Annotated in this window: 27 protein-coding genes and 1 pseudogene; 17 read left to right on the top strand and 11 right to left on the bottom strand. The window is 46.2% G+C overall.

Going from position 1 to position 26,357, the window contains the following annotated elements; translation table 11 throughout:
• Positions 1–21: 21 nt before the first annotated feature.
• The 5 genes and pseudogenes from OI18_RS17635 to OI18_RS17615 all read left to right on the top strand — a co-directional run bounded on the left by OI18_RS17635 (position 22) and on the right by OI18_RS17615 (position 5,030).
• Positions 22–1,095 (top strand): DUF354 domain-containing protein, encoded by a 1,074-nt coding sequence (locus tag OI18_RS17635; RefSeq protein ID WP_052273348.1) that lies wholly within the window; start codon positions 22–24, stop codon positions 1,093–1,095.
• 53 nt (positions 1,096–1,148) lie between these two features.
• A complete protein-coding gene (locus tag OI18_RS24565; protein WP_205410070.1) occupies positions 1,149–3,248 on the top strand; it encodes a right-handed parallel beta-helix repeat-containing protein in 2,100 nt (699 codons plus the stop codon).
• Positions 3,249–3,460: 212 nt separating this feature from the next.
• The gene (locus OI18_RS17625; protein ID WP_039142306.1) at positions 3,461–3,685 is read left to right on the top strand and encodes a helix-turn-helix transcriptional regulator; all 225 of its coding nucleotides are present in this window, start codon (positions 3,461–3,463) and stop codon (positions 3,683–3,685) included.
• Positions 3,686–3,775: 90 nt separating this feature from the next.
• A pseudogene (locus OI18_RS17620) lies at positions 3,776–4,033 on the top strand (HipA N-terminal domain-containing protein); the annotation flags it as partial.
• Positions 4,020–5,030, top strand: coding sequence for a HipA domain-containing protein (locus tag OI18_RS17615; protein WP_039142149.1), 1,011 nt, complete (start codon positions 4,020–4,022; stop codon positions 5,028–5,030). The pseudogene OI18_RS17620 and the gene OI18_RS17615, both read left to right, overlap by 14 nt.
• 23 nt (positions 5,031–5,053) lie before the next feature.
• Here OI18_RS17615 and OI18_RS17610 read toward each other — a convergent pair whose 3' ends face one another.
• Positions 5,054–5,419 carry a winged helix-turn-helix transcriptional regulator gene (locus tag OI18_RS17610; RefSeq protein WP_039142146.1) on the bottom strand — a complete coding sequence of 122 codons (366 nt, stop codon included), beginning with the start codon at positions 5,417–5,419 and terminating at the stop codon, positions 5,054–5,056.
• A gap of 218 nt (positions 5,420–5,637) precedes the next feature.
• Between OI18_RS17610 and OI18_RS17605 the strand changes: the two genes are divergently transcribed.
• Positions 5,638–6,789, top strand: coding sequence for an alkene reductase (locus OI18_RS17605; RefSeq protein WP_039142144.1), 1,152 nt, complete (start codon positions 5,638–5,640; stop codon positions 6,787–6,789).
• Positions 6,790–7,181: 392 nt separating this feature from the next.
• Complete coding sequence (locus OI18_RS17600; protein WP_039142143.1) at positions 7,182–7,415, top strand: hypothetical protein; 234 nt, start codon at positions 7,182–7,184, stop codon at positions 7,413–7,415.
• Here the strand turns inward: OI18_RS17600 and OI18_RS24715 are convergent.
• Complete coding sequence (locus tag OI18_RS24715) at positions 7,407–7,637, bottom strand: helix-turn-helix domain-containing protein (RefSeq protein ID WP_039142141.1); 231 nt, start codon at positions 7,635–7,637, stop codon at positions 7,407–7,409. The genes OI18_RS17600 and OI18_RS24715 overlap by 9 nt on opposite strands.
• A 93-nt stretch (positions 7,638–7,730) precedes the next feature.
• Here OI18_RS24715 and OI18_RS17590 point away from each other — a divergent pair, with 93 nt between their 5' ends.
• From OI18_RS17590 to OI18_RS17570, 5 genes are all read left to right on the top strand, one after another.
• On the top strand, positions 7,731–8,345 hold the full coding sequence (locus OI18_RS17590; protein ID WP_082038025.1) for an RNA polymerase sigma factor: 615 nt from the start codon (positions 7,731–7,733) through the stop codon (positions 8,343–8,345).
• A 124-nt stretch (positions 8,346–8,469) separates the two neighbouring features.
• A complete protein-coding gene (locus OI18_RS17585; RefSeq protein ID WP_052273345.1) occupies positions 8,470–9,642 on the top strand; it encodes a FecR family protein in 1,173 nt (390 codons plus the stop codon).
• 237 nt (positions 9,643–9,879) lie between these two features.
• The gene (locus OI18_RS17580; RefSeq protein ID WP_052273344.1) at positions 9,880–13,104 is read left to right on the top strand and encodes a SusC/RagA family TonB-linked outer membrane protein; all 3,225 of its coding nucleotides are present in this window, start codon (positions 9,880–9,882) and stop codon (positions 13,102–13,104) included.
• A 9-nt stretch (positions 13,105–13,113) separates the two neighbouring features.
• A complete protein-coding gene (locus OI18_RS17575; protein WP_082038024.1) occupies positions 13,114–14,499 on the top strand; it encodes a RagB/SusD family nutrient uptake outer membrane protein in 1,386 nt (461 codons plus the stop codon).
• 16 nt (positions 14,500–14,515) lie between these two features.
• Positions 14,516–15,856, top strand: coding sequence for a DUF3738 domain-containing protein (locus OI18_RS17570; RefSeq protein ID WP_152616870.1), 1,341 nt, complete (start codon positions 14,516–14,518; stop codon positions 15,854–15,856).
• Here the strand turns inward: OI18_RS17570 and OI18_RS17565 are convergent.
• From OI18_RS17565 to OI18_RS17560, 3 genes are all read right to left on the bottom strand, one after another.
• Entirely contained in the window at positions 15,853–16,908 is a 1,056-nt protein-coding gene (locus OI18_RS17565; RefSeq protein ID WP_152616869.1) for a hypothetical protein, read from the bottom strand. The two genes, OI18_RS17570 and OI18_RS17565, sit on opposite strands and share 4 nt — an antisense overlap.
• A gap of 89 nt (positions 16,909–16,997) precedes the next feature.
• The gene (locus OI18_RS24560) at positions 16,998–17,222 is read right to left on the bottom strand and encodes a hypothetical protein (protein ID WP_152616868.1); all 225 of its coding nucleotides are present in this window, start codon (positions 17,220–17,222) and stop codon (positions 16,998–17,000) included.
• Between the two features lie 62 nt (positions 17,223–17,284).
• The gene (locus OI18_RS17560; RefSeq protein ID WP_052273342.1) at positions 17,285–17,746 is read right to left on the bottom strand and encodes a MauE/DoxX family redox-associated membrane protein; all 462 of its coding nucleotides are present in this window, start codon (positions 17,744–17,746) and stop codon (positions 17,285–17,287) included.
• Between the two features lie 242 nt (positions 17,747–17,988).
• Between OI18_RS17560 and OI18_RS23925 the strand changes: the two genes are divergently transcribed.
• Complete coding sequence (locus tag OI18_RS23925) at positions 17,989–18,816, top strand: AraC family transcriptional regulator (protein ID WP_160290254.1); 828 nt, start codon at positions 17,989–17,991, stop codon at positions 18,814–18,816.
• On the opposite strand, the gene OI18_RS17550 is transcribed toward OI18_RS23925, so the two are convergent.
• Positions 18,767–19,618 carry a helix-turn-helix transcriptional regulator gene (locus OI18_RS17550; protein WP_039142135.1) on the bottom strand — a complete coding sequence of 284 codons (852 nt, stop codon included), beginning with the start codon at positions 19,616–19,618 and terminating at the stop codon, positions 18,767–18,769. The two genes, OI18_RS23925 and OI18_RS17550, sit on opposite strands and share 50 nt — an antisense overlap.
• Positions 19,619–19,718: 100 nt before the next feature.
• On the opposite strand from OI18_RS17550, the gene OI18_RS17545 reads away from it, so the two are divergent.
• Complete coding sequence (locus OI18_RS17545) at positions 19,719–20,309, top strand: hypothetical protein (RefSeq protein WP_039142134.1); 591 nt, start codon at positions 19,719–19,721, stop codon at positions 20,307–20,309.
• 21 nt (positions 20,310–20,330) lie between these two features.
• On the opposite strand, the gene OI18_RS25110 is transcribed toward OI18_RS17545, so the two are convergent.
• The 3 genes from OI18_RS25110 to OI18_RS17535 form a co-directional block, all read right to left on the bottom strand.
• Positions 20,331–20,462, bottom strand: coding sequence for a hypothetical protein (locus OI18_RS25110; RefSeq protein ID WP_262494020.1), 132 nt, complete (start codon positions 20,460–20,462; stop codon positions 20,331–20,333).
• Between the two features lie 91 nt (positions 20,463–20,553).
• Positions 20,554–20,781 (bottom strand): helix-turn-helix domain-containing protein, encoded by a 228-nt coding sequence (locus tag OI18_RS17540; protein ID WP_039142132.1) that lies wholly within the window; start codon positions 20,779–20,781, stop codon positions 20,554–20,556.
• Between the two features lie 81 nt (positions 20,782–20,862).
• Complete coding sequence (locus OI18_RS17535; protein ID WP_039142130.1) at positions 20,863–21,354, bottom strand: SRPBCC family protein; 492 nt, start codon at positions 21,352–21,354, stop codon at positions 20,863–20,865.
• A gap of 102 nt (positions 21,355–21,456) precedes the next feature.
• Between OI18_RS17535 and OI18_RS17530 the strand changes: the two genes are divergently transcribed.
• Complete coding sequence (locus tag OI18_RS17530; RefSeq protein ID WP_039142128.1) at positions 21,457–21,876, top strand: response regulator; 420 nt, start codon at positions 21,457–21,459, stop codon at positions 21,874–21,876.
• Here the strand turns inward: OI18_RS17530 and pnuC are convergent.
• Positions 21,827–22,567, bottom strand: a complete 741-nt coding sequence (gene pnuC / locus OI18_RS17525; protein WP_240312791.1) for a nicotinamide riboside transporter PnuC — start codon at positions 22,565–22,567, stop codon at positions 21,827–21,829. The two genes, OI18_RS17530 and pnuC, sit on opposite strands and share 50 nt — an antisense overlap.
• A gap of 181 nt (positions 22,568–22,748) precedes the next feature.
• Here pnuC and OI18_RS23920 point away from each other — a divergent pair, with 181 nt between their 5' ends.
• Complete coding sequence (locus OI18_RS23920) at positions 22,749–25,370, top strand: PAS domain-containing sensor histidine kinase (protein WP_052273340.1); 2,622 nt, start codon at positions 22,749–22,751, stop codon at positions 25,368–25,370.
• 36 nt (positions 25,371–25,406) lie between these two features.
• Positions 25,407–25,880, top strand: a complete 474-nt coding sequence (locus tag OI18_RS17515) for a retropepsin-like aspartic protease (RefSeq protein WP_052273339.1) — start codon at positions 25,407–25,409, stop codon at positions 25,878–25,880.
• 7 nt (positions 25,881–25,887) lie between these two features.
• Here the strand turns inward: OI18_RS17515 and OI18_RS17510 are convergent, their stop codons facing one another.
• Positions 25,888–26,325: a hypothetical protein gene (locus OI18_RS17510; protein ID WP_152616867.1), complete on the bottom strand. Its 438-nt coding sequence runs from the start codon at positions 26,323–26,325 to the stop codon at positions 25,888–25,890.
• Positions 26,326–26,357 lie beyond the last annotated feature (32 nt).

Raw genomic sequence — 26,357 nt, 5'->3', positions numbered from 1 at the left:
AGGTCAATAATCATTTTTACTATGAGAATCCTGGTTGATATCGGCCACCCTGCGCATGTACATTATTTCAGGAATGCAATCCGGCAATTGCATAAGGAAGGACACCAGTTCCTGATCACTACCCGTGACAAGGAAGTAACGCTGGAGTTACTGGAAAACTATGGATTCAACTACGTGTGCACCGGCAAGAATCTTTCGGGCAGATTGAACAAGCTCTATTCCATGGTCCGCAATGACCTGGCCATTTATAGAGCAGCGCGGAAATTCCGGCCGGACCTTTTTCTCAGCTTTTATACGCCATTTGCCGCACAGGTTGGGAGGTTCATGAACAAGCCTGTGATCGGGTTTATGGACAGTGAGTTTGATCACATGCGGATCAAACTGACAAAACCGTTTACAGACTATACGTTTACACCAAACTGTTACCAGGACGATTTTGGGAAGAATCATTTCCGCTTCAATGGATATATGGAAACTTTTTACCTGCATCCAGCTTATTTTAAGCCCGATCCGGCTATCCTGGCCAGGTTGGGAGTAAAGGAAGGTGATCCTTTCTTCATCGTACGATTTGTTGCTTTTAATGCCGGCCATGATCGTGGTGAGCACGGTATGGACGATGATTCAAAAACTGCCATCATTGAGTACCTGCAAACAAAAGGGAAGGTGTTTATTTCTGCAGAAAAAGATCTGCCCGCAAAATTGAGCCACCTGAAGTTCTCCATATCACCAAAGGATTTTCACAGTGCGCTTTATTATTCCTCGATGTATATCGGTGAGGGAATTACCACTGCTTCTGAGTGTGCGCACCTTGGTACACCTGCAGTGCTGATCAATACCATCAGGGCAAGTTATATCCGCGAACAGGAGCAATTGGGACTTGTCCACCAATTTGAAAATTCAGCAACTGCTCTCCCTGTGATCCGCAAGCTTGTCGAAGAGCCAGGCCTCAAGGAGAATTACCGGGCTAAAAGTTTGCAGATGGTGCACGGACAAATGAATTGCACGGAGTTCCTGGTACAGCTGATTCACAAGTTCCCCAAAAGCATTCATGCCCTTCACAAAGACCAGCTGATTGGCAGTAGCACTGCTGGCTAAATGTGTTAAATTCACTCCGATTAAATTCCCGTTTCAACTTTTAAAATTCAGGAGTGAAAATTCAACCGCACCTAACCGTTCCCGTGATCATGTCGTTGCTGCTGACAGTTACAACCTGTTGGTCGCAAACCAAAGTATATGTGTCAATCAATGGTAACAACAGCAACAGAGGCACGGCTTCAGATCCCCTGCGGACAATTCAACAGGCGGTAAAGGTAGCTGCGGATCAACCTGGTGCCGTTGAAATAGAAGTAGGTGAGGGGAATTATCATGTGGACAGAACAATTGAAATTGCGCAAGGCAAATGGTCTTCGTTGAGTATCACTTCACAAACAGGGCAAAAAGTTTCGGTCTCCGGTGATGTGGCCATTCCTGTCGATGCGGTTAAAAAGGTAGGCGATGCCAATCTTCTTAACAGGTTGCTTCCCTGGATGCGCGATTCCGTTCGTTTAATCGATTTCAGGCAATTGGGAATTGATATCGACAACCTACATGTATCAGGTTTTGCCAGACCCAGCCTTCCTGCCTGGAACGAGCTGTTTATAGATGGTATGCCCTTGCAGTTATCGCGCTGGCCCAACGACTCCATGGCGCTGATCGGGAAAATAGCAGTGGCAGGAAATAAGGAGGATAAAGCTGCCGGTCGCTTGCCTATATTCCACTACTCCGGTTCCAGGCCGGATAAGTGGACTGCCGCCCGCAATCTTTGGATTGGTGGTTATTTCGGCTGGGGTTATGCCGATGACCTCATCCCCGTAAAAGCGCTTGATGTGGCAAATAAAACCATACAGGCAGCCACTTATTCCGCCTACGAGTTTATGACCGGCACAGATTTTCGCAGGTGGTATGCCGTTAACCTGGTCGAAGAGATAGATCGTCCAGGCGAATATGCCATCGATGCGGAAGAGGAGAAGATCTATTTCTATCCGCCGGTTGACAACTTTTCGGAAGTGCGGCTTTCGGTATTGTCACAACCTGTATTTTCTGTAATGGGATGCGCCAACGTAACACTGAAAAATCTCACGATTGAAAATACAAGAGGTATTGGCGTATATATGGAACGAACTGAAAATGTGGTGGTGGACAGTTGCACATTGCGAAATATCGGGAACGTTGCCCTGTGCATCGGGCGGGGTGTCGATAGTATCCCCGGCTTGGTCGGTGACTTCGCTAATCGGTTGTATGAAGACGTTACCATATACCGCCACGCAGGAAAAAACAATGGGATTAAAAACAGCTACATTTATAATACCGGGGCCGGCGGCGTAAGCCTGGGTGGTGGCAACCGCCTCACCCTGAAGCCTGCCAATAATTTTGTAGAAAACTGTATCATCCGGCGCTACAACCGGATCGAAAAATCGTACCGGCCGGCAGTGTGGATGGATGGTGTCGGATGCAGGATCACCCGCTGCGATATCAGCGATGCGCCAAGCATGGCCGTTCTTTTCCATGGCAACAACCATATCATTGAGTATTGCAGGATCACGAACGTCTGTTCCGAGGTAGACGACCAGGGAGCGATCTATTATGGTCGCGATCCTTCGGAACAGGGCCATATCATCCGTTATAACTATTTCAAGGATTTAAGTCCACGGCACCGGGTAACCGCGACCTACCACGATGATGGTGCCTGCGGCAGTGAAGTGTATGGCAACATCTATTACCGCGCGGGCTCTTTGCCCGTCCTGATCGGCGGCGGCAGTGATCATCACTACTACAACAATATTTTTATTGAATCTCCTGTAGCGATCCACCTCGACAATCGCCTGCAAAACTGGGCCGCTCAGATGTGCGCGCCAGATGGCATATTTGAAAAAAGGTTGAAAAGTGTGAATTACCAGCAGTCTCCTTACAGTAAAGCCTACCCGAAACTGGTAAATTATTTCAATGATAATCCTGCGTTACCAAAGCGAAACCGGATCCATGGCAACCTGTTTTACAGGATCAAAAAGGTGGTGAACGGTGAAACCAAATGGGGAATATTTACAAATAACTGGGTTGCCAAATACGACCTGGGGTTTGTAGATCCAGAAGATCCATTAAAAGGTTTCCGAGAAGACGCTCCGGTGTTCAAACGCATAAAAGGATTCCAGGATATTCCATTTGACAAAATAGGTTGTACGTTGAATGTTGAAGCATTCCAATTGCAGTAATTGGGGAAACCGAACTTCGCCTTACCGCATGGTTAATTATACCCTATCGTATATAATTTTCTTTTCATTGCGCAGTATCCTACGCAATTTAGTGTTCAGTCTATAGCCTTAGGTACGAATTAATAAAAAAGCGTACTATACTGCGCAATTTGCTGAAAAACAGATCAATTGTTGTAATTTACAACGAAAAGCGAAGTATAATGCGCAATGAAATGGTCCAAATAGGGGAGGTGATCCGGCAGCGGCGAGAGTTGTTGGGTTTATTGCAACCCCAGCTCGCGGATATCTCAGGCGTCAGCAGGAGAACTATTCAGCTGGTGGAAATGGGAAAGGCTAATCCAACTATCGAAGTGCTGGCAAAACTTGCAGATCCCCTGGGACTCACTTTGCAATTGGTCCTGAAAGAGCCGGTGCTCCATAATTCAAACACACCATAAGGCATGCAGACTAAAAAGAAAAGATCAGCCCTGGTGCGCTATAATGGAAAGCCTGCCGGCATTTTATCTAAAGAAGAAGGGCGTTACCGGTTCGCATATGATTCTACCTATCTAACAGGTACCGGCAACCGACCCGTTAGCATTACACTCCCCTTCCGGCATGAGCCTTATGAGAGTGATATACTTTTCCCTGTCTTTGTAAATATGCTTAGTGAAGGTGCCAACAAGCGAATGCAAAGCCGGATGCTGAAAATTGACGAGAACGATTACTTTGGCCTGCTGCTGGCCACAGCCCAAACAGATATAATTGGCCCTATCACCGTAGAAGAAATCAATGAACCAGCCTGAGATCCAATATTGCCCGTCAACCCTCAAGCCCGGGTTTGCCACATACAGCCCTCTAGCGCGACAGGCTTTGTTTGGCAGTCGTACAAAAAACATCAGCCATATCCTGCCTTTTGGCCCGCCAGGTAAAGATCCAGGCCTCACACGCACCTACAATGAAAAAAGAAAGACCATCAGCATCAGTGGCGTACAGGAAAAGTACAGCCTGCTGCAGGTGAAAAATAATCTTGAGTTGACTGCAGCAAACGGCACGCATATCCTGAAACCAATTCCAAATGAGCGCCTGGAAAGAATAGGGGATATGCCCGCCAATGAGCATGTTACCATGCAAATAGCACAGCAGGTTTTTGGAATAAAAACTGCGGCATGTGCGATGATCTTTTTTGATGACGGCTCTCCTGCATACATCACCCGGAGATTTGACTATAAGCAGGACGGCAGCAAATACCAGGTCGAGGATTTTGCTACGCTGATGGGAAAAAGCCCTGAACGGGAAGGCGATGACTTCAAGTACAATGCTTCCTACCTCGAAATTGCATTGCTGATCAATAGGTATGTGCCCGCTGCCATAGTGGAAATGATTCGTTTTTTCCAGCTGGTGGTTTTTAATTACCTGTTTGCAAACGGTGATGCCCACCTGAAAAACTTTTCCTTGATGGAAAGTGAGCAGGGAGACTACCTGTTGGCCCATGCCTATGATTTGCTTTGCACGGCACTCCATATTGATGATTCGCAACTCGCTTTATCTGGCGGATTGTATGAAGGAGATACGGAAGAACAGCCTTACCTGAAATTTGGTACCTACACCAGGCAATCTTTTATATTGTTTGCGGAGAAAATAGGGATACGTACTTCGTTGGCGGCAAAGATCCTGGACAGCTTTATGAATGCGGTTCACCCGGCAAAGGAGATGATCGGGAGAAGCTTTTTAAGTGAAGGGGCGAAGGAAAAATATATTGCAATCGTTGATGACCGCCAAAGACGGTTGATGTTAGATTAAAGTGTTTTTGTCAAGTCGGGGACTTAATGCTTTAATGATCTGTTAGTTTCTATATAAGCCTTACCCCAATTGCTTAGTGAATCAAAAACTGTTTGAAGCGACTGGCCTAAAGCTGTTAACTGATATTCAACCCGTGGCGGAACTTCCGGGTAAACGATCCTTGTAACAATTCCATCCTCTTCCATTTCGCGCAACTGGGCAGTAAGTGTTTTTTCGGATATATCTTCCAGTGAATTATTGATGAGGCAATACCTTACCGCGTCACCTGTCCGCAGTATCTCGTAGATCCTGAGTTTCCACTTTCCGCTGATCGTAGCCAACGCCAGTTCCACCGCGCATGCGTCTGGATTCGATACCCAATCAGACCGCTGAGTTTTGTTATATGCCACTGCTGATCATTTACTGCAAATGTAAAATTAAGAACCCGCTGTTCACATTCCTATCCCATGTTAACACTTTGCCATAATTCAGCACCAGGCAAAAATTTCTGGTTCACTAAACCCTTTCAAATCAACAATACGAACCTTCACTTCAGTCACTAACCTCCGCGTAAGTTATTGTTTGTGAGTAAAATGCACTGGTACTTTGCTCTCAAATCAGAAACAAAATGAACAACATTTCTTTATTCGATTCCTTTTACCTGGGAGCAATACAACTGGCAAATCGCGTGGTAATGGCCCCGATGACGAGGACCCGCACATCTCCTGGTGATGTGCCGAATACCATGATGGCTGAATATTACGGCCAACGTGCTGGTGCCGGGTTGATTATTGCGGAAGCTACTGATGTTGCTCCCCACAGTAAAGGTTACCTGTGGACGCCCGGCATTTATACTGATGCACAGGTTGATGGATGGAAACTGGTAACCAACGAAGTTCACCGCAATGGCGGTAAGATCTTTTTACAACTCTGGCATGTCGGGCGCATGTCCCATGTTTCCCTGATGCCTGGTGGGCAGGCACCATGGGGTGTTACCGTCGAACAGGCGATTGGATCTGACGTATTCGCGCATGATGCCAGTGGTAAGTTAACGTTTGTGCGTGCCAGTAAACCCAGGCAGATAAGAACGAATGAAATCAATGGATTAATTAATGATTTCCGGCAGGCATTTCGCAAAGCTGCAAAAGCAGGGTTTGATGGCATCGAGCTGCATGCTGCCAATGGTTACCTCTTCGAGCAGTTTATGAACGCGGCTTTGAACTCCCGCACCGACCAGTACGGTGGCCAGAGCCTGGAAAACAGGACCCGTTTCCTACTTGAAGTAGTGGATGCAGCTATAGAAGAACTGGGTGCCGGAAAAGTTGGCATCAGGTTGTCTCCGTTTGGTCATTACAACAGCATGCCCGATGATGTACTGTTTGAAGAAACCTTTTTCCATTTGTGTAATGAATTGAATCGCCGGGGTATCGCCTACATTCATTTGCTGTATCAACTATTACCTAAGGGAAATATGCAGGAGGTTACTAAATTCGAGGAGATGCATCTTCCGGATGAATTTGTTGCGACAGTGCGCGAAATTTTTAAAGGTGCTATTATCTGGTGTGGTGGCTTTACCAAAGAGTCCGCACAATCAGCATTGGCTAACGGAAATGTTGATCTCATTGCGTTCGGCCGGCCCTTTATTGGCAATCCCGACCTCGTAGCCCGCTTTCAAAACGACTGGCCCCTGGTAGTAGCGGACCGCTCGGCTTATTACACCAGGAATGGCCTGGTCGGCTATACGGACTTTCCGAATTACAGGTCTGCACTTGCAGTTTAAAGATTGTTTATAAGAAATTTAAAATGTAAGGCTGGTGGAAATAATAGTTAATGTTTTTCGGCTACAACAGATAGTCACCCATTTTTAATTGAGTTTCCCAAGCCATATAGAAAAGGACCAATATTTTCCCGGGAGACAATTTCGGTGGTAGGTCCTTGCAACGGTAGTCGATTCGAACGGTTCAAGATCGTTACTGGAAGCGGCAAGTTGCTAAACAGTGGAAAAGAGTTAGGAACGTAGAAAGGATTAATCCCCTTGCAGATTCTACATCTCTGGCGTATATTTTTATAACCCGCTCAGAGTGATGTGAAAAAAAATATTATCTCAACCTGTACCCATTTTCGAACAATTTGCGATTTATTACAAAAAGCAATCAGAAGTCGAATTTTACCATGAGTCAAAACGAAACCATCCTCTCCCTTTTGTTTCGCTATTACCAGCAGGAAGAACTGTCGGATGCTGAGCAGCAACTATTGGAGGATTGGATATGGGAATCGACGCAAAATCAACTCTTGTTTGATGATCTGAGTAATACGAAAGCCTTAGAAGCAACTTTAGCTGACTTTAAGACGGCGAATGCAGACAAAGCGGAAGAATATATCCGCCAAAGGTTTCAACTACTTTAATTCCTCCACTCTCTTGAAAAAGTCAGAAAGCTTAAGGTTAAAGTATTTACATAATTCGGAAAGGGTGCTAATGGAGGGATTGGCTCTGCCTGTTTCAATCCGGGCAATGTGAATATTCGTGTCAACAAATACTTCATCCTGCGTAAGGCCTTTCTCCTGCCTGATCTGTTTTAGCATCAAGGCAATTTTCTTCAGCAGTTTAGTGTCTTTAAGTTGGGCCATTGGTGGCCCAATTTGATAACAACTACTTATTTTGAAAATGACATATTCGTCAGTATTTGTTATCTTGCTTTTGAATTGCTTTTGCTGTTGAGGATGCCTGCGAATATTAAATATAATTCCCCCGAAGCACTCCTGCATGACTTCCGTTCCGGTGATGAAGCGGCACTGAAGACTATTTACGATCTCCACTACCATTCTTTATTTTCTTATGCATTTCGCATAACCAGGGAGGAAAACGTTACAGAAGATATCCTTGCAGAATCCTTTTTTAAACTCTGGCAAAAGCGCCAGAATATGGAAAGCATCAAAGGCATGATCGCTTACCTGTATGCCATCATCAGGAATCAATGCCTGGTTCATCTGCGTCAGATCGCAAAACGGGACAGTGTTTATTCGGAACTGCAATACCTGGATCAATCAGGCAATAAAGAAGATTCCGAAGAATTGCGGGCTTACCTCCTGCAACTGATTGACCTGGAAGTGAAACAAATGCCTGGCCAGATGCAGCAGGTGTTTCGGCTGGCCTATATCGAGGGCAGTCTTGCGCCAGCAATAGCCGAAAAACTGTCTCTTTCCGTGCACACCGTGCAAACGCACAAGAAACTCGCCATGAAACGCCTGCGCCAGGCCCTCGCCAAAAAAGGCTTCACCAAATGGTCTTATTTAATTTCCTTCTGTGTCGTGCTGTTCTCCTTCCGCTTGCATTAACTGTTTTTCTTGCGTATATTTCATTAGCCGGTCCGGACATAAAATATTTTTTTGTCCAGCATTACCCAACCAGGCAGTTTTTCCAATACTTACCATATAACTGTCCGGAAACACAAACCTTATTATGTCTGCAACAATACCCATCCTATCTATACTATACCGGTATTACCGGCAGGAGATACTGTCCGACAGAGAGATTGAAATTTTACAAGAGTGGCTGGAGGCTTCGGAAGCGAACCAGTTGTTGTTTGACGATCTGAGTAATACGGAAGCATGGGAAGCAAGTATCGCAGAGTTGAGGAAGCGGAACCCGGATCCGACCTGGGAAATCATTCGCCAAAGGATTAAAGCTGAAGAAGAACCGGTGGCTGCAAAGATTTCGTGGTGGCGGATGGCGGCCGCCGTAGGAGGTATTCTTGTTGTACTTGGAACAGGCTGGTATTTCTGGAAATCAACGCAACCATCCGGCAAGAATATAGTTGCTGTGGATTCATTACCAAAACCACTAGACCTGATGCCTGGCAACGATGTCATACAACTAACCTTAGGTAATGGTAAAATAGTATCTCTTGACAGCCAGCTGCAGCAGATCCGGCAATCCGGGCAATTGATAGCCGAACAGGAAAATGGAACACTGAAGTATATGGAAGTACCCGCAAAAAAAATTTCACAGATCAATCGGCTTACGACCCCGATAGGCAGGATGATTTCGGTTGTGCTGTCTGATGGCAGCAAAGTATGGCTTAATGCACTGACTAATCTTGAATACCCTGTGCAATTCAATGAAAAGGAGAGGACGGTTCGATTGAATGGGGAGGGCTACTTTGAAGTATCCAAAGATGCAAGGCCTTTTATAGTCGAAACAAAAAGAGGAAAGATCGAGGTGTTGGGAACGCATTTCAATATCAATGACTATGCGAATGAGCCGCAGATGCAAACCACTTTACTCGAAGGCAGTGTTCGTGTCAGCAACAGTGAGGAAACAAAGCAATTGAAACCGGGCCAGGCTGCGAAAATCAATACTTCCCGCGCGATTGCCATTGTTCCCTCAGATTCCGAAGTAGCCCTGGGCTGGAAAAACAATGTCTTCTGGTTCAAGCAGGCGGATTATGAAGAGATCTTCCGGCAGGTTGCACGCTGGTACCAGCTGGAAGTTGAATTTAAAGGGAATGTCAGTGAACGTTTCACGGGTATCCTGCCACGAAACCGGCCACTGTCGCAGTTGCTGGGCATTTTGGAAAGGGGAGGACAAACTCATTTTGAACTTATCGGGCGAAAACTCATCGTTTCTCCCTAACCATATAACCAATTACTAACTACTAAAAAAACATTTGTAAAGATCCAGGTGTGGCAACAGCGTACTCCTGGAAAAAAGAACCGACTCCTGTTTGCACCAGGAACCGGTTAACGGATTAACATCCAACTCTATCAACAAAGCTATTGTTAACCCTCAATCAAATGTATGCAATTAACTGCTATTGGGAAATCTGTGCCCGGTCGCCTCCGGGCACCCGTACCTCGAAAAATTCTGCTTATGTTCAAGTGTACGGTCTTTCTTCTGCTTGCAGGCTGTCTGCAATTGTCTGCCAACTCCTTTGGCCAGCAGATCACCTTATCAAAGAAACAGGCCAGCCTGGCGGAACTGTTTATGGACATCCACAAACAAACAGGATACTACTTCTACTACAACGATGCCATCCTGCAAAAGGCGAAACGAGTCGATATCGATGTCCGCCAGGCAACCCTGGTTGCTGTCCTGGATCATTGTTTCCGAAACCAACCTCTCCAATATGAAATTGACAAGGAAGTGATCATCGTTACGGACAAACGATCTTTTAAATTACCGACAGATACAACTTACCGGGTACAGGGGAAAATTCAGAATGAAATGGAAGATCCGTTGAGCAATGTTACTGTAAAAGCTCACCCTGGTGGAATGATGGTGATGACTGATGAACGCGGACTGTTCCTTTTGCCTCGCGTCGGCAGGCAAATCTTCCTGGAAATAAGTTGTGTGGGTTATGCCAGTCAGCATTTAGGCGTCACCGATGATAAGCCGATCCTTATCACCCTGCGAAAAGTAGACAACAAGCTGGATGAAGTGCATGTCATCGCTTATGGCACCGGTACCCGTCGTTACAATACCGGCAATGTCGGCCGGGTCAAAAGCGAGGAGATCAGCAACCAACCGGTCGCTAACCCCCTTGCTGCCATGCAGGGCAGGGTAGCGGGTGTGTCGATTCAACAGGTTACAGGCGTACCCGGTGGAGGCTTTAATATCCAGTTACGCGGGCAAAACAGTCTTCGGCGTGCCGGTAATGAATTGTTATACATTGTCGATGGGGTACCTTACCCTGGCTCTACCATAGCCAGTTCTTTTACCAGCCTGGTAGTTGCCGGAGGCAATCCCCTAAGTGCCTTGAATCCTGCCGACATTGAAAGCATTGAAGTGCTCAAGGACGCTGATGCGACAGCAATCTATGGTTCCAGGGGATCAAATGGGGTTGTGCTGATCACCACCAAAAAGGGTATGGCAGGGAAAACGAGAGTTGATTTCAATGGCTATACCGGCTGGGGTAAAGTAGCCGGTAAGATGGATCTCTTAGGTACCAAAGATTATCTCGCCATGCGGAGGGAGGCTTTCAGTAACGACGGCGCAAATCCGCAGTTCTACGACTACGATTTATTGAATTGGGATACGACCAGGTATACGGATTGGCAAAAAGAACTGGTAGGTGGTACTGCTAACATAACCAATCTCGAACTGGGGCTGTCGGGTGGAAACCAGCAAACGCAATTCCTGCTCAACGGTACCTACCGGCACGAAACAACCGTTTTCCCCGGCGACTTTCGGGACAACAAAGGAGCGGTTCACCTCAGTGTCAACCATCAGTCAACAAATAAACGTTTTCAGGCAGCCATTACCGGTAGTTATGTTTCGGATAACAATAACCTGATCTATACAGACCTGATGAATAAGAGTCTGAACCTGGCTCCGGTCGCACCATCTTTATATTCTGTTGACGGAAAATTGAATTGGGAGGGTTCTACCTGGATCAATCCGCTTAGTGAAACCAATAAGACCTACCTCGGAAGAACAGGCAACTTGTTGGGTAATGCCACTTTAGGTTATCGCCTCATTCCCGGGTTGCAGGTTAAAGCGAACCTGGGTTATTCAGAACTCCGTCTGAAAGAGACCAACCTGCAACCGTCTAAATCTGTTGATCCGGCGTATCCTTATGCAGGGTATGCTGCTTACTCAACTAGTGAACTCAAAACCTGGATCGTGGAGCCACAGGCTAATTTCCGTCGAAGTTTCAATCTGCTGGACCTGGAGTGGTTAGTTGGGCTGACTTTCCAGGAAACCCGGCGTGAACGTCTCTACATGGAAGGCAGTGGTTATACGAACGATGCAGTAATGGTCAATCCGGCAGCGGCTTCCAGTCTGGCCATCAGGGAAGTTCTGAATAGTCGTTACCGGTACCAGGCTGTTTTCAGCAGGCTGCAATTGCATTGGGCTAAAAAATACCTTTTGAACCTGACTGGCAGACGTGATGGTTCGAGTCGGTTCGGTGGGGGAAATCAATTTGGCAACTTCGGGGCAATTGGTGCAGGTTGGATCTTTAGCCAGGAACCCTGGATCTCCGGAAACAACAGACGGCTGAGCTTTGGCAAGATCAGGGCCAGTTATGGAATCACGGGCAGCGACCAGATCGGGGAATACGGATACCTGGGGTTATGGAATTTTGCTGCATATCAATATATGAGCACACCTAATCTGCAACCGTCCAACCTCGAGAATCCTGATTACCATTGGGAAACCAACAGGAAGTTGGAGTTGGGTATGGAACTTGGTTTTTTTCGGGATCGGTTGTACATGACCGCTAGTTATTATCGCAACAGATCGGGCAATCAGTTGGTTGGCTATCCGCTTCCTGTAATTACAGGATTCACTTCTGTTCAATACAACCTCGCTGCAACGGTTCAAAACAGCGGCTGGGAATTTGAATGGACCAGTATCAACATTAAAAGGCAGAAATTCAGCTGGACAACCAGCTGGAATCTTTCTTTTCCCCGGACAAAGCTTTTGGAGTTTCCCAATCTTGCCGGTACGTCCTACGCAAGGGATTATGAAGTCGGCCGGTCCATGCAGGTCAGACGAACATTACTGGATGCGGGAATAGACCCGGTTACCGGTATCTACCAGTTTAAGGATGCAAATAAAGACGGGGTAATTTCTTACCCTGCTGATTTACTTGTGTCCAGGCCCATGGGTGTTCGGACGCTTGCAGGCTTAAGCAATACCATAAGTTGGAAAGGTTTTGAGTTGGACTTTTTGTTCCAGGGTGCACAACAGGACGCTTATACGTACATGTTATATTTCGGCATGCCTGGCTCTGCATCTAATCAACCGGTATCCGTTATGAACCGTTGGCGTGGTCCCGACCGCCAGGGAGATGTGCAACGCTTCTCCCAGGATTGGAGTGGTGCCGGATATGAGAGTTTCAGTAACAAACAGGCTTATGGGGCCGATGCGATTGGCGATGCTTCTTACCTGCGCCTGAAGAACCTGTCTTTTGCATATGACTTTTCCGCAAGCTGGATAAAGAAAATGCACCTGCAGCAATTGCGGTTGTATTGCCTCGGACAAAACCTGCTGACCTGGACCAACTATACTGGCGTGGATCCTGAGTCATTAAGCTTTCGCAATATTCCGCCACTGAAAGTTTTCACCGTTGGCTGCAAAATCACCCTTTAATTGTATGTTATGAGCCTACGAAATATATTATCACCGGTTTTTTATATTCCTGGTTTACTGTTGATGTTTACCGGCTGTACAAAGTTTATTGAGCTGGATCCACCGCCTACGGCTTTGGTTAACGAAACGGTATTTCTAGATAGCAGTTCTGCGAATGCTGCTGTATTGGGCATGTATACCCGCATGATGCAAAGTAACTTCAGTGTATTCAATGGTGGATTGGCACTTTATGGCAGCCTGTTGTCTGACGAAATCAAAGCAACCGGCAACCAGACCAATACCAGGGAGTTTTATAATCATGCCGTATTGCCTGCCAATACGCAGGTCCGCAATATGTGGCTGGAACTTTACCAGCAGATTTACCAGGCAAATGCTATCCTGGAGGGATTGGAAAATGCTGTAACGCTTTCACCCGCACTGCAACAGCGCTTGAAAGGGGAGGCCTGCCTCATGCGATCATTGTGCTACTTCCAGTTGGTTCAACTCTTTGGGCCGGTGCCCTTGGTTAGGGTAACCGATTACCGACTCAACCGTTTGGCTGAACGTGCAGATACAGTACGAATCTATGATCAGATGGTTGAAGATGCCACCAGGGCTGCAACATACCTGCCGGATAATTTTGCTGTCTATCAGGGACAAAGGACTCGCCCCAACAAATATGCTGCTAAAGCCTTACTGGCGCAGTTGTATCTCTACGGAAAAGATTGGTCGGGTGCTTTTGCTGCGGCGTCTGAGGTTATTGATGCTTCTTCGCTGTTCAATCTTGCCGCTAATCCGGCGAATGCTTTTGCTCTCAATGGTCCCGAGGCCATCTGGCAGCTACAACCCGTACTTACGGGAAATAACACGGGTGTTGCGCTCGCCTTTGTGCAGTCTGCCAATGTTCCGGTGTATGGATCTTTGCAGCCCGGTTTATGGAATCTTTTTGAGGAGGACGACCTTCGCAGGGTGAACTGGACATATACCTACAGTTTCAACGGCAATACGTACCACATCCCCTATAAGTATAAGTTTCGACTTCAGTCTGCCGGGATCGAGTATTTATCCCTGTTCAGGCTCGCAGAAATATTCCTGATTCGCGCTGAGGCACTTGCCCACCTGGGTGACCTGGAAGGAAGTCATGGTGATTTATCGCATATACGCACCCGAGCTGGACTTTCCACTCCGGAAATCACCGACATTGATGCCATGCTGGCTGCGATTGCCCGTGAGCGTCAATTGGAACTATTCACCGAAAATGGATACCGGTGGATGGACCTCAAACGTACCGGCCAGGCGAATACTGTTCTCCAGGGGTTAAAGCCAGGAGCGTGGAAGACTACTGCAGTATTGCTTCCTATTCCCATAACAGAAATCAACAACAATCCTAAGTTGTACCAGAACGAAGGATACTGATTTAAAAATCTCCTTTATGCAATTTTTATATCGACCAGTGAAACGGTCACTGGTAGCAATTCTATTATGCATTACCCAGATTGTGCAGGCAAACCAGCCCGGCACATTCGTAGAAGGACAGCCATCTCCGCAATTTAGCTTACAGGATGTCCAGAACTTTTCATCGACAAGTTTTTCCCCAGCAGATGCAAAAGGAAAATGGCTGCTCCTGAATTTTTTCGCTATCGGATGCGCTTCGAGTTTTACGTCGCTGGCAAAAATTGACTCCCTGCAACGTTACTATGTTGCAGAAGTCCAGACATTCATGGTGGGTAAATGGGATAAGGAAGCAACGGGGAGAGACCGGGAACTCAGGGACCAATATGCCGAATACCAGGAACGGTATAGCCTGGCGATGCCCTTTGCGTATATGCCTGACAGTGCACTGAAAAAATTAGGCGTTTGGACTATGCCCTACACGGTACTGGTCGATCAGGCCGGAATAGTGCGGGCTATTTTTCACATCGGTATACCTTCTTTGGAGCAGGTACTGGCGTTAATCAGGGGACAAATTGTCAATCTGCCAGGGTCGTATGCAGACATCCAGCAGAAAAAGGTAACACATCCATTCACATTTGGTCGGCCATTGTTTGAGAAAGGCAATGGTGGTCCCCAAACCACTTACCTTTATCGGTCATTGCTGACTCCCGAACAGCCGTTTAACGCACCCAATCCTTTGTGCATCAACAGCGGTTATGGGAACCAGGTTCAATTTATCAATAAGTCCCTGGACCAATTGCTGATGTATGCGTATGCCGATACAATGTCATTATTGCCCAACTACTGGCAGAATATCTACGGAAAATATTATCCGATACCGATCTGGGAGGGATTTAAGCAGTTGCCGGATGTTACAAAAAAGTATTGCTACAGTCTGGTAGTCCCTCCTGATCGTGCGCATCCATTTGAACTTCAGGGTATTATGCAAGACGATCTGCGTGCAGGCTTTAATGCTGTTGCTATTGTCGAAACCAGGCGTATGCCGTGTTGGAAGCTTACTGTTCGTAAAGGAAAGCATGCTGATCTCCGCTCAAAAGGTGGTTTACCAAAGGATGGCGAATATGATATGGCCGCGATACACCTGAGAAATGTTCCTGTCAGTAAATTGATCAAGCATTTATGGGATCGTTATCGAACAGATGACCCTATAGTAGATGCAACTGGAATTGACTTTAATATTGATCTCGATATGGATGTACTATTTACAGAGCCTCTGGATTTCGCCCGCAAAGCACTTCATAAGCAGGGGCTGGAATTGGAGCAGGGCACTTGTTTCATGAAGGTAGTTGTAGTACGCCCTTCGAAGAAGCGGTATTAATCAGACAGAATGGGTAATGAAAGGGAGTAACTGATAAGCTTGTGTCCATATAAAACATACAGGTGACTATCTGCGTACAGGAAATCTATGGGTTTGTTCCCTTCTTCAAAAGGCAGGTAAAAACTAAACTGATAACTACCCCGGGTAGAATGGTACGCATCCACAGCCCAAAATGTCCGCACGCTATTGAATGGTTCGTTTTGTGCCGGCAGGGTGGAGTGAACCAGCAGGTAGTTTTCAGCCAGGCATACATGCTGGTTGATTGCCGAGGCAGGCCCGCTTACAGTAAGTTGCCCTTCCTGGTTGGTAGACATGACGGGCCGCGGTATGGAACCAGTTCCGTCAATGGTGGTAAATGTGCGAAATGGGCGTAGTAGTGAATCCAGTGCAACTACCTTATTCCAATAAGCATGTACATACCAGGTAATCTTTTTTTCTTTACTAAAGCTGAATGTGCCATTGGTGCTGAACAATCCTTCTCCCAGTGCCTGGGGAAAGTAACGGTACAATGGTTTGCCGGAGCGGAGGTCCAACATGACGAGTATACGCTGTTTCAGCGTCGTATCATATGTTTTGGTTAAAGCAATATTGCCGTGAACAATCTGGAAATCGGCGATGCCTGCCGGCAAATCCATTGTGATTGAATCAATAGGATTGCCTGGCTGTATAACGTAGATTATGTTTGTCAGTGTACTGGTCAACATAAAGCGGCTATCCTGAAAGATCACCTGGTTCGGAAATGGAAGTGTTTTTGTCAATGCCGGCGGAAACAACTTAATGACCTGTGTATCCCGGAGGGTCTTATTGACATTCAGTATGTAGCTAGGTGCAGTATGGTTAGCCAGGTATATGGCCTTTGAAGACTGGCCTGCAAAATAGAATGAATTATATGCGAGTGGAAGTTCCTTTTTAGTGCCCAGGATATGGGGAGGGAATATCCTCAGGAATTTCCGTTTCTCCCTGGATTGAACCAGGTAATTCGCTTGCAGTAATGCAATAATGCCTAACGAGAACAAGCAGGATAGTCCTAGTAATAGCCATCTTTTTCTCATGTTTGTGTTTTTCTCGTGTCAGGTTAAGTTTATGGTTTAGCAGGTAGAAAGCTGTCTCAATTGGAGACAGCTTTCGTTTTTAAGGCAGTTTAAGGTCTGCCATAATCTACAGGAGTCATACAAGCGCCATTGGTTCCCTGGTCACTGGAATAAACTGTATGTCCGCAATCATCCCCCTGAAATACTGTGCATTGGGTTTCCGGAATACACAGTGGAGACGAGTTGGCCTTATAAAGGGCGTACGTAGTGGGCTTGAACGCGAAAGCAGCCACCACTGACAGTGCCAGGCATGCTGGCAGGAAAAACCTTTTCATACTCAAGATTTATTGTTCAAGAATTTGCTTACTCTCTTCTACAGGTTTTCAGCTTTCCCTGGTTATTGCAATAAAGCGTTAGGTCGGGTGGTGTGGTTTGAAACAGACCTGGTATTTCCATGCTGCAGAAAGCCGAGCGCTGCGAGTAACACAAACAGGACATTGAACAGCAGGTGCTGACCCCAGGTCATCTTTTCCAGGATTCCTCCGCAGGAACAGGGCACGTAAGGGCTGAAATGCATAATGGCAGCGATGTAAAAAGTGAAACAGGTCATCAGGGTAAATGAGAAATAAAGGGCGTAATACTGGAAACGGGATATAAGGAGGCCGATAACCAATAGGTATTCCAGTGAGGGTATAAGGATTTGTGCAAATGATGCAAAGGGCATGAGTAGTGGCGACTGGTTTAATTCTCCCAGGAATTTATCTGGCTCCATCAATTTGGTCGTTGCTGCGTAAATCCACAGAAATATATATAACCCATAGATCAGTTGCAGTAAGAATTGTCTATTGATGAGGGACATAACCGGCTCTTTTTAATTTTGGAAAGGTAGGAGGACTGGTTGGCGATAAATGAAGGAAAACACAGCAAAAACTTTGAATTTGGCCAGTTTACCTGTTTGTGGCATTGACAACATCAGGTTGATTATGTATTTTTTGCTTTGCTATGTGTAAAGCAGAATTTCATATGGTACCCCGGGAGAGCCCGGGAATTGTTTCATTGGTTCAGAAAAAATGTAATGGGGTAGTACTTTCTGAGCTAATTGTGAGACGTGGGTTATCGGTTGAATTTAATTGTAATAACGATATTGGTGACTTTGAATGGGTCTTCGTACGCGAAGGAGTTCTGTTTGAAAAAGTCGAAGGGAAGGTCAGCCTGGTCATTCCTGCCAGGATGATGCATATTGACCGTAACTATACTTCAACCAGGTATTACCAGGTCCAGGGTCCAAGGACTACACACGTATGCTTCGTTCATGCTTCGAATGAATTTATGGGTAACTGGCTTGCCCGGTTGTCACTCCAGCGACTTGATCCGCTATTAAGGAATGAAAACATGGCCAGTTTTATCGGACGGGTTTTACCAATGGGGCTGACTCATTTCACTTCCTTGCTGCAAGTGTTTTCCCATCCGGGTGAACAGGAGGGAACTATGGAAAATTTGATCCATAAACTGGACTGGTTGCTTGCGGATTCGCTTCTCAATATGGTCTATCACAGGAGTCGCCATCCTTCTCCGCAACACTCAAATGATGAAGATAGGGTCTTACGGGCTGTCGAATGTACATTAGATGACCTCGATCAGCTATTTGAGCTGGAAACCTTAGCTAAAATGGCCGGACTGAATACCACGAGGTTGCAGACCTTGTTTAAAGTGCTGTTTGGTCAGACAGTCATGCAGTTTTACCGGAACGCCCGTTTGGAAAAAGCGCGTGACCTGGTTGGTGAAACCAGCCGGCCGTTGAACATTATCGCTCACACCCTGGGCTTTTCCAACGCAAATTATTTTTCCCAGGTATTCAAACAGAAATTTGGGCTTACACCTAAAGCTTACCGGAAGGAATATAAGGAAAAGTTGAAAACATTTTCCTGAAGGCGTGGGGAGTGATTCCATAGTATACACGAAATGCAGTGATGAAATTTTCATCACTGCTATATTCCAGATCTTTTCCTATTGCTGCAAGAGTTTGTGTCTGGTTGGCTATGACTTTAAGTGCAGTGTGCATTTTCAGGAAACGCAATACCTGGTGGGCTGTCTGCCCGAAAAGCACCTGGCAGATGAGTTGAAGACGGTAGGTCTTTAAGTTGGAGAGAGATGCCATTTGTGCAACAGTAAATTTTGCTTTTGCAGTGAACTGGAGTTTTTGCAGGCATTCGGTAAGCCGGAAAACCTCACTGAAATGGATGTTGTACGGATTGCCGGCGGGAGAAGGGTTCAGGCAGTTTTGCACCAGGAAAATACTATCGGCCTGGGCGTTTAAGTCCATTTGCCGGTTCTGAGCAGAATAGATCAAATGCCTTGCAATATGAAAATAGGCAGTGGGTGATAGGGCTGTTAATTGCCAATTTGCATGAAAGTCAGAACGGAATGCCGGTATATCGGGTACTTCCAGCCGCAGGAATTCGACGCCCCGGGAGCAGGTCATTAGGTGAACTGTGCTCTCTTTCTCCGGCTGTAAAAAGAGGCAACCCCCCTCGCTTACTTCTTTACCATCAACAAATACGTCACCATTCAGGGCCACGATCAGGATATAATGCCGGAGGTCGCTATAAAAATGTTCAAGGGGCTTCGTACTGCGAATCGACCAATAGCATTTGAGCTGTTGGTCAGCTATTGGTATGGTCCATTCCCTGACTGGAAAGATTTCCCGTGAAAAAACGTGGCCAGATTTCAAATAATCAAAGTTTATGCTATTTAATTTAATAATAATAACCTGTAATATGAAGGAAATTGGTCTTTAAGAGTCGGTACCCTGACAGGCACCAGTAGAATTTATGGCAAACGAAGTTACATTAGTGCAGTCAGTGAATCCTTTTGCTAAACATCCGCCGGTATTGACCTGGACGGATGGGGAAGGAGATGTGGCCTGGCAGGTCCGGCCCTTATGGATCATAAAGGATCTTATGTGTATGCACAAGTGGCTGAACAATGTCAATTGTCTCACCAACCAGGCCTTCAACCGAAATGAGGCATCGTTGATATCGCATTACAGGAACAGGTTATGGGCGACAGAGGAGCAATCATTTATTGTCCAGCGAAAGGAACAGTTGGTGGGTCAGCTGGATATTATCCCGGCTGCAGTCAGTTCCCTGGCAATGATGCATCCTGTCGCTGAAGATGAATTGGCGTTGTACTATGTCTTTCCAGGTGAGCACCTATCTGTTGAATACTGGCTCCAGACGATGGCATATTTCTGCAAGCTGGCACTCAAATTTTATCCGGTAACATCCTTATACCTGGAAATACCGGTCGACCAGCGCATCCTTCATTCAAAAGTTGGTTACGCAGGTTTCAGGCAGGTCAATGAATATTGGAACCAGGAACGGCAGGTGCATTTATACATGATTTCCGATAGTGAACATTGAATATTGACACCAGCATTGTTTCTATGCCGATGCCAGTAATTCCTCAATTTTATTGTACTGCTCAAAGCCTACATAATCTGCCATGAGTTCAGCAATGCTCTTTGTCGGTACCTGGAGGGGAGTTATCCTCAGACTTTTAGTTATTTCCGGCATAATTTAAAATTTGTGGTAAAAGTTAATATGCCGGCAGCAGCCATACTAATGGCAAACTTAGATAGGGTGTTTTTCACGTACCTCACAACGTTTATAACGGCTTCGAAGGAATGAAATCCTGAGGGCTGCATTTAAGAATCGACGCCAACTGGTTTATCCGATTCAGGTTATAATGTGTGGAGTACTTGATGCTTTCGGCCTTTCCGATGAATCCGACGGATACACCGAGTTCAAACGCAAGATCTGCCTGCGACAGGTTCAGTTCTGTGCGTCTTTCGCGCACCTTATTGATTACATATGTCTGGATCTTTGTTTTCACGCCTGCCTATGAGCAGGTAAAGATGAAAAGTTGCCATAATTATCACAATCGCCAATAGGTAAGTGTTTGGCCGCAAGCGACTTAGGCTGTATGCGAATGTTGAGAGCCTGGATCAGGGTTGAATATGCGCTGCAATATTTGCCTGCGATACTCAAATATTTTCTCAACCCTATTTTGCACCAGCCATTTACCAATATTACCAAGCACGCCAAAAGGCAATTCATATCTAACCTCATCTTTCACCAATACACCATTATCTTTTTTAATGAACTCGTGCCGGTGGATCCAGGTTTTATATGGCCCGCTCACCTGCCTGTCGGTAAACGAAAATGGTTTGTTCACTTCACAGATTTCAGTCTTCCAGCGCACAGGTATTCCAAACAATGGCCTTACCATGTAATTGATGATCATTCCCGTATAAATTTCTCCATCATCGAGTTTAGTCAGAATACGGAAATCGAGGTCCGGAGGTGTTATCAATGCGAGGTTTTTAGGTGTGGAGAAAAAGTTCCAGGCTTCTTCTATAGCTACCGATAACAGCTGCTCGGTATTGTATTGTAATACCCTCTTCATTCAGCAATAAGTTACGTCTTTGAAGGATACAATAAATGAAGTAAATTTTACAGGCCAATCTCAGCTCTTCTGCGCATCGATAACTTTTAAAGCAATAAGCTAATGTCAAAATTAGGACCAATCATCATTGTTGAAGATGATCCGGATGACCAGGAAATAATCAAAGAAATCTTTCAGAACCTTCAAATAAAAAACCAGGTTTTGCTTTTTGAGAACGGGGTGCCGGCCCTTGAATATTTAATTGCAACTTCCGAACAGATGTTTTTGATCTTATGTGATGTTAATATGCCGGGAATGAACGGACTTGAACTCAGGAGGCAGGTTGATAAGAACAGGGAGCTTAAGTTGAAGAGCATTCCTTTTGTGTTTCTTACGACTGCCGCTTCTGGAAAAATTGTAAAAGAAGCTTACGAGATGAGTGTGCAGGGCTTTTTTCAAAAGCCTTCGAGTTTCAAGGAATTTGAATCTCTTATCAAATCAATTTACGATTACTGGCAACAGTGCCGCCATCCGAATAACTGATCCCGGGAGAAAGATCAGACTTAATGATCTTATTCCATTTGATATATCCTGTAATCGCCACTACAAATAGAAAGATAGTAAGCAACGCATATAACGGAAGTCCTTTGTGGAATAACAGCGGTATGGCAAATGCATTGGAAATGTTGAGCAGGATCCAGTTTTCGATCTTGCGTTTAGCGAGCAGCCACATTCCGGCCCATGCCGTTGCACTGATCCAGGCATCCATGTACGGAACGGTCGAGTTGGTGTACTGTTTAAGCAGGTAGACTAAGAAGATAATTCCACCGAATGTTATTGCAGAAACAACAATCCAATCTCTTTTGCTGCACCGGGTAACGGCAACAAATGGTTTATTTTTCTTTGTTATCCAATACCACCAGCCATAGATACTCATGATGATATAATACCCATTGAGCAGGCATTCAGCATACAGTCCTGCTTCGAAAAGAATAATCACAGACAAAATTGTGGCTACCAGGCCCGTGGGATACAGCCATATTTTGTTCGCTTTTGCGAAAAGCACTTCAGCAACGCCAAACGATACCGCGAGCCATTGCAAAATATCGGTTTCCTTAATTTGCTGCCATAGTAAAACAGCCCACTGTTGTATCTCCATTATTATTTTTTTCCCTCCGCCGGCATTACCCGGATCAGGTGCATGAATTAAGCTTGTTGGGATCGCTTTCTTCATTGGGTATATTCTCAGCCTCCTTGGGCACCCCTAATGTGCGGGCAAAGATAGGGGGAAGCGTATGATTACGTGCACGAATAAAATTGGGCATAATTGCACAAATCAGCTATCTTTTGATATCTTGGCTGATTTCTTCAGAAAACAATCGCGGTTAAGGTCAAGTCCACACGAAACATAATTTATGAGCCGTATCAATAACGGAATGCCGGAGCCAAAGAGCGAACGTGACCAGGTAGCTTTACAGGAAGTGAAGGAAAGCACAGAGGCCCTCGAAAGGTCGTATGCCATTCTGAATACCATTCATGAGGCCTGCTATGAACTGGATAACAGTGGCACCGTTGTCTTTGTAAACCGGCAGGCACTGGAATGGTGGGAGCTGAAAGAGGAACAGGTTCTTGGCCATAATCTCTGGGAGATCTTCCCCGAGGCAAAAAGCACTCATTGTTATAAAGCGGTGCAGGTTGATGCGCTGGAAAATAAGAAATTCTCCCAGTCGGAATATATGTCACCGGTGATCGATAAGTGGATCGCCTTAAGTGTAACACCTACCGAAACGGGTTGTATCGTCATCTTCCGTGATATCGACAAACGAAAGAACGCCGAGCAGGAAGTCCTTCGCCTCAAGGACGAAGTGGCCCAAAACGCCACGGACAAATATCTTACCCTGTTCAACAACGTTCCGCAGGGCTTCTGCATCATCGAAATGATTTTTGATGAAACGGGAAAGGCTGCTGACTATCGATTCCTTGAAACAAACCCTGTATTCGAGCAGCAGACCGGCCTTAAGGATGCGCTGGGCAAAACCATGCGGCAGCTCCAACCTGCGCATGACCAGCACTGGTTCGACATCTATGGTGAAGTGGCAACGACCCGCAAACCGGTGCATTTTGAAAACGTTGCGACCCATCTTACCCCGGCCGGACTCGAAACCGGGGTATGGTACGACGTATTTGCATTTCCCTTTGGTGCTGCTGACCAGCCCAGGATTGCGGTGCTTTTCAACAATATCACCAGCCGCAAAAAATCGGAGCTGGAATCGCGTAAAAGCGAACAGCGTCTCGCGCAGGAGTTGAAGGACGCCACAAAACTGCAGCAGATCAGCAACCGGCTTATTGAAGAAGACGATATCCAGGCACTGTACAATGCCATTCTTAGTTCTGCCATGGAACTGATGAATGCTGATTTTGCCAGTATCCAGACCGTGGTAAAGGACCGGGATGAATTGCGGCTGCTTGCCTATAAAGGATTTCATCCTGAATCTGCCCGGCACTGGGAGATCGTGAAAGACGTGTCTTCAAGCTGCGGGATCGCCTTTGCCACAGGAACCAGGATAATCTTCAGTGATATTGACAACTGCCCGTTCAAGATCAATAAAGACGACTATGATCATTACCGTTTGTCGGGTATCGTTTCCATGCAATCCACCCCGCTTATCAGCCGGTCGGGAAAGAATGTCGGAATGATCTCAACTCACTGGAAGCGTGTACATGAGCCTTCAGAACACGAGTTGAAATTGTTTGATGTGGTGGCCAGGCAGGTCGCTGACCTTATCCAGCAGCGGCAGGCGGAGGAAGACCTGCGTAAAAGTGAGGCACAGCTGGCTGCGGCATTTGCCGTGATGCCGGTGGCAGTGGGATTCTTCGATATCAATGGCTTGTTACTGCTTTCAAACGAGGAAATGAAGCACTACCTTCCTTCCGGAATATTGCCTTCAATGGATGATGCAAATTCCAGTCGTTGGGAAGTATATGACGCCAATGGTGCGCGCGTTGAAAGGAGAAACTATCCGACGGTCCGGGCATTACGGGGTGAAACCGTGCTGCCTGGGATGGAAGTACTTTTCACAGGTAATGATGGTAATAAACGGTGGACCTGGGTGGCATCGGCGCCGTTCCGGGATAACAGTGGCAAAATCATCGGTGCGACATCTGTGGTGAGTGATATCCATGAGTTGAAACAGACTTCCGACGCTTTACGCGCCAGCAGGGAAGAGTTGAGGCAGTTCAATCTTTTACTGGAGAAGAAGGTGAACGAACGCACCGTGGAGTTGCAGTTGAGCCAGCATGAACTGGAAATGAGTAACCGCCACTTAAAACTTACCATCGACCAGCTCGAATCTTTCAATTATATCGCCAGTCACGACCTGAAGGAACCGCTCAGGAAGATCCGGACATTTGCCAGCATGCTCGACCAGCACCAGTTAAAAGATGCTACGCTGACAAAGTATCTTGGCCGGATCCAGGACGCTTCAGCCCGTATGAACCAGCTCATTGATGATTTACTCGCATACTCGCGCCTGAACAACATCTCAACGGAAGCCTTCGAGCAAACCGACATGAACAGGATCCTTGAAAACGTAAAGGCTGATTTTGAACTGGCGATCAACGAAAAGAATGCGGTTGTTGAACATGATACGCTGCCGGTGCTGAATGCAATTCCTTTCCAGATGAACCAGCTGTTTTCCAACCTGCTGAGTAACTCCCTGAAGTTTGCCAACGGCAAGCCTGAAATTAAAATAACCTGCAAAACTGTAACTGGCAGTGACCTGGAAAAAATTGCAGGTGCCGAGGCGGATAAACATTATTCCGAAATTTCATTTTCTGATAACGGCATCGGGTTCGAAAGCCAGTACAGCGAAAAGATCTTTCAGGTATTCCAGCGGTTGCATTCGCAGGCCAGTTATCCCGGTACCGGCATCGGCCTGAGCATTGCAGAAAAGGTCGTGGAAAACCATAAAGGTTTTATCCTCGCTTCCGGCGAGGTTGGAAAGGGTGCTGTGTTTACTGTTTATCTTCCGTTATAAACGCCCCGAAGTCCAATGAATTTCTACCTTTGAACAATGGCGAACGAAAATTCTGACCTGGCAATGTTCTTATCCAATAAAGGGTATGATGTCATTCCTTTTATCGTGAATGCTGCAGGCCTCCTGCTGGTTGATGTAAAAGTGAACGGCAACCATGGATTGTTTATTCTAGACACGGGAGCAGGCACTACAGTGATTGAGCAAAATCACGTTGAACGCCTCAGCCTGGTACTTCAACATGACAATGCCGAATTCAGCGGCGCAGGAGCAGGTGGTGGGGGCCTGCAGGTTATACCTTCCACTGGAAATACGGTCGAAATAGGGAATCACCTTCTCACGGATTTTACCCTTACTGTTATGTCTTTCGAACATGTAAACGATGCATTATCGCAGGCCGGTGCGAATGAGGTGATCTGCGGCGTTATAGGGGTGGATATCCTGAAACCGGGAAAGGCAATCATTGATTACAGCACCATGACCCTCTTTCTCTGGTCCGAAAAGTCTTCATGAGAGGGCTTCATGCTTCTACGAAAATAAATGGCGACCTGGGCGCCAACCTTACCCTTGACCGCCGGGGAACAATTTCTGGTTGAAGAAAAACGATCAGGATAATGATTGCGGGAACTGCTGCATAACCTACCGTGTCTCCCCACACGCTGATGAAATTGTCGATTTTCGCTTCCGTATGATTATCCCGCTGGTAAAGTACCGGCACAATGTCACCACGATTGAGTAAAATATCACTCGCGCCATTGAACCAGACCGAATCTTTCCCATCATAAAACCGGATAACGGGATAGATGCTCACGATCTGCCCCGACTGCGATTTGCCGACATAGTGCATTACTCCCTTAGTTCTTTTTGCATTGGCCAGCCAGGCCAGTTTTTGCAAAAGAAATGGCATAGTTGTAATGAGTAAGATTCCCAGGAAAAATGTGTTACGACTAACGGTCATAGGCCGTTAAAATAATACCCGGATCGTTCAGG

This window comes from Flavihumibacter solisilvae (assembly GCF_000814475.1).
GTDB lineage: Bacteria > Bacteroidota > Bacteroidia > Chitinophagales > Chitinophagaceae > Flavihumibacter > Flavihumibacter solisilvae.
This window is presented reverse-complemented; position numbering and strand designations above follow the sequence as displayed.

Excerpts from the sequence above, each read along its gene's own strand:
- OI18_RS17635 (WP_052273348.1), top strand. The coding sequence starts at position 22 with ATGAGAATCCTGGTTGATATCGGCCACCCTGCGCATGTACATTATTTC.
- OI18_RS17625 (WP_039142306.1), top strand. The coding sequence starts at position 3,461 with ATGGTCCAAATAGGGGAGGTGATCCGGCAGCGGCGAGAGTTGTTGGGT.
- OI18_RS17615 (WP_039142149.1), top strand. The coding sequence starts at position 4,020 with ATGAACCAGCCTGAGATCCAATATTGCCCGTCAACCCTCAAGCCCGGG.
- OI18_RS17605 (WP_039142144.1), top strand. The coding sequence starts at position 5,638 with ATGAACAACATTTCTTTATTCGATTCCTTTTACCTGGGAGCAATACAA.
- OI18_RS17600 (WP_039142143.1), top strand. The coding sequence starts at position 7,182 with ATGAGTCAAAACGAAACCATCCTCTCCCTTTTGTTTCGCTATTACCAG.
- OI18_RS24715 (WP_039142141.1), bottom strand. The coding sequence starts at position 7,637 with ATGGCCCAACTTAAAGACACTAAACTGCTGAAGAAAATTGCCTTGATG.
- OI18_RS17590 (WP_082038025.1), top strand. The coding sequence starts at position 7,731 with ATGCCTGCGAATATTAAATATAATTCCCCCGAAGCACTCCTGCATGAC.
- OI18_RS17585 (WP_052273345.1), top strand. The coding sequence starts at position 8,470 with ATGTCTGCAACAATACCCATCCTATCTATACTATACCGGTATTACCGG.
- OI18_RS17580 (WP_052273344.1), top strand. The coding sequence starts at position 9,880 with ATGTTCAAGTGTACGGTCTTTCTTCTGCTTGCAGGCTGTCTGCAATTG.
- OI18_RS17575 (WP_082038024.1), top strand. The coding sequence starts at position 13,114 with ATGAGCCTACGAAATATATTATCACCGGTTTTTTATATTCCTGGTTTA.
- OI18_RS17570 (WP_152616870.1), top strand. The coding sequence starts at position 14,516 with ATGCAATTTTTATATCGACCAGTGAAACGGTCACTGGTAGCAATTCTA.
- OI18_RS17565 (WP_152616869.1), bottom strand. The coding sequence starts at position 16,908 with ATGAGAAAAAGATGGCTATTACTAGGACTATCCTGCTTGTTCTCGTTA.
- OI18_RS24560 (WP_152616868.1), bottom strand. The coding sequence starts at position 17,222 with ATGAAAAGGTTTTTCCTGCCAGCATGCCTGGCACTGTCAGTGGTGGCT.
- OI18_RS17560 (WP_052273342.1), bottom strand. The coding sequence starts at position 17,746 with ATGTCCCTCATCAATAGACAATTCTTACTGCAACTGATCTATGGGTTA.
- OI18_RS17545 (WP_039142134.1), top strand. The coding sequence starts at position 19,719 with ATGGCAAACGAAGTTACATTAGTGCAGTCAGTGAATCCTTTTGCTAAA.
- OI18_RS25110 (WP_262494020.1), bottom strand. The coding sequence starts at position 20,462 with ATGCCGGAAATAACTAAAAGTCTGAGGATAACTCCCCTCCAGGTACCG.
- OI18_RS17535 (WP_039142130.1), bottom strand. The coding sequence starts at position 21,354 with ATGAAGAGGGTATTACAATACAATACCGAGCAGCTGTTATCGGTAGCT.
- OI18_RS17530 (WP_039142128.1), top strand. The coding sequence starts at position 21,457 with ATGTCAAAATTAGGACCAATCATCATTGTTGAAGATGATCCGGATGAC.
- pnuC (WP_240312791.1), bottom strand. The coding sequence starts at position 22,567 with ATGAAGAAAGCGATCCCAACAAGCTTAATTCATGCACCTGATCCGGGT.
- OI18_RS23920 (WP_052273340.1), top strand. The coding sequence starts at position 22,749 with ATGAGCCGTATCAATAACGGAATGCCGGAGCCAAAGAGCGAACGTGAC.
- OI18_RS17515 (WP_052273339.1), top strand. The coding sequence starts at position 25,407 with ATGGCGAACGAAAATTCTGACCTGGCAATGTTCTTATCCAATAAAGGG.
- OI18_RS17510 (WP_152616867.1), bottom strand. The coding sequence starts at position 26,325 with ATGACCGTTAGTCGTAACACATTTTTCCTGGGAATCTTACTCATTACA.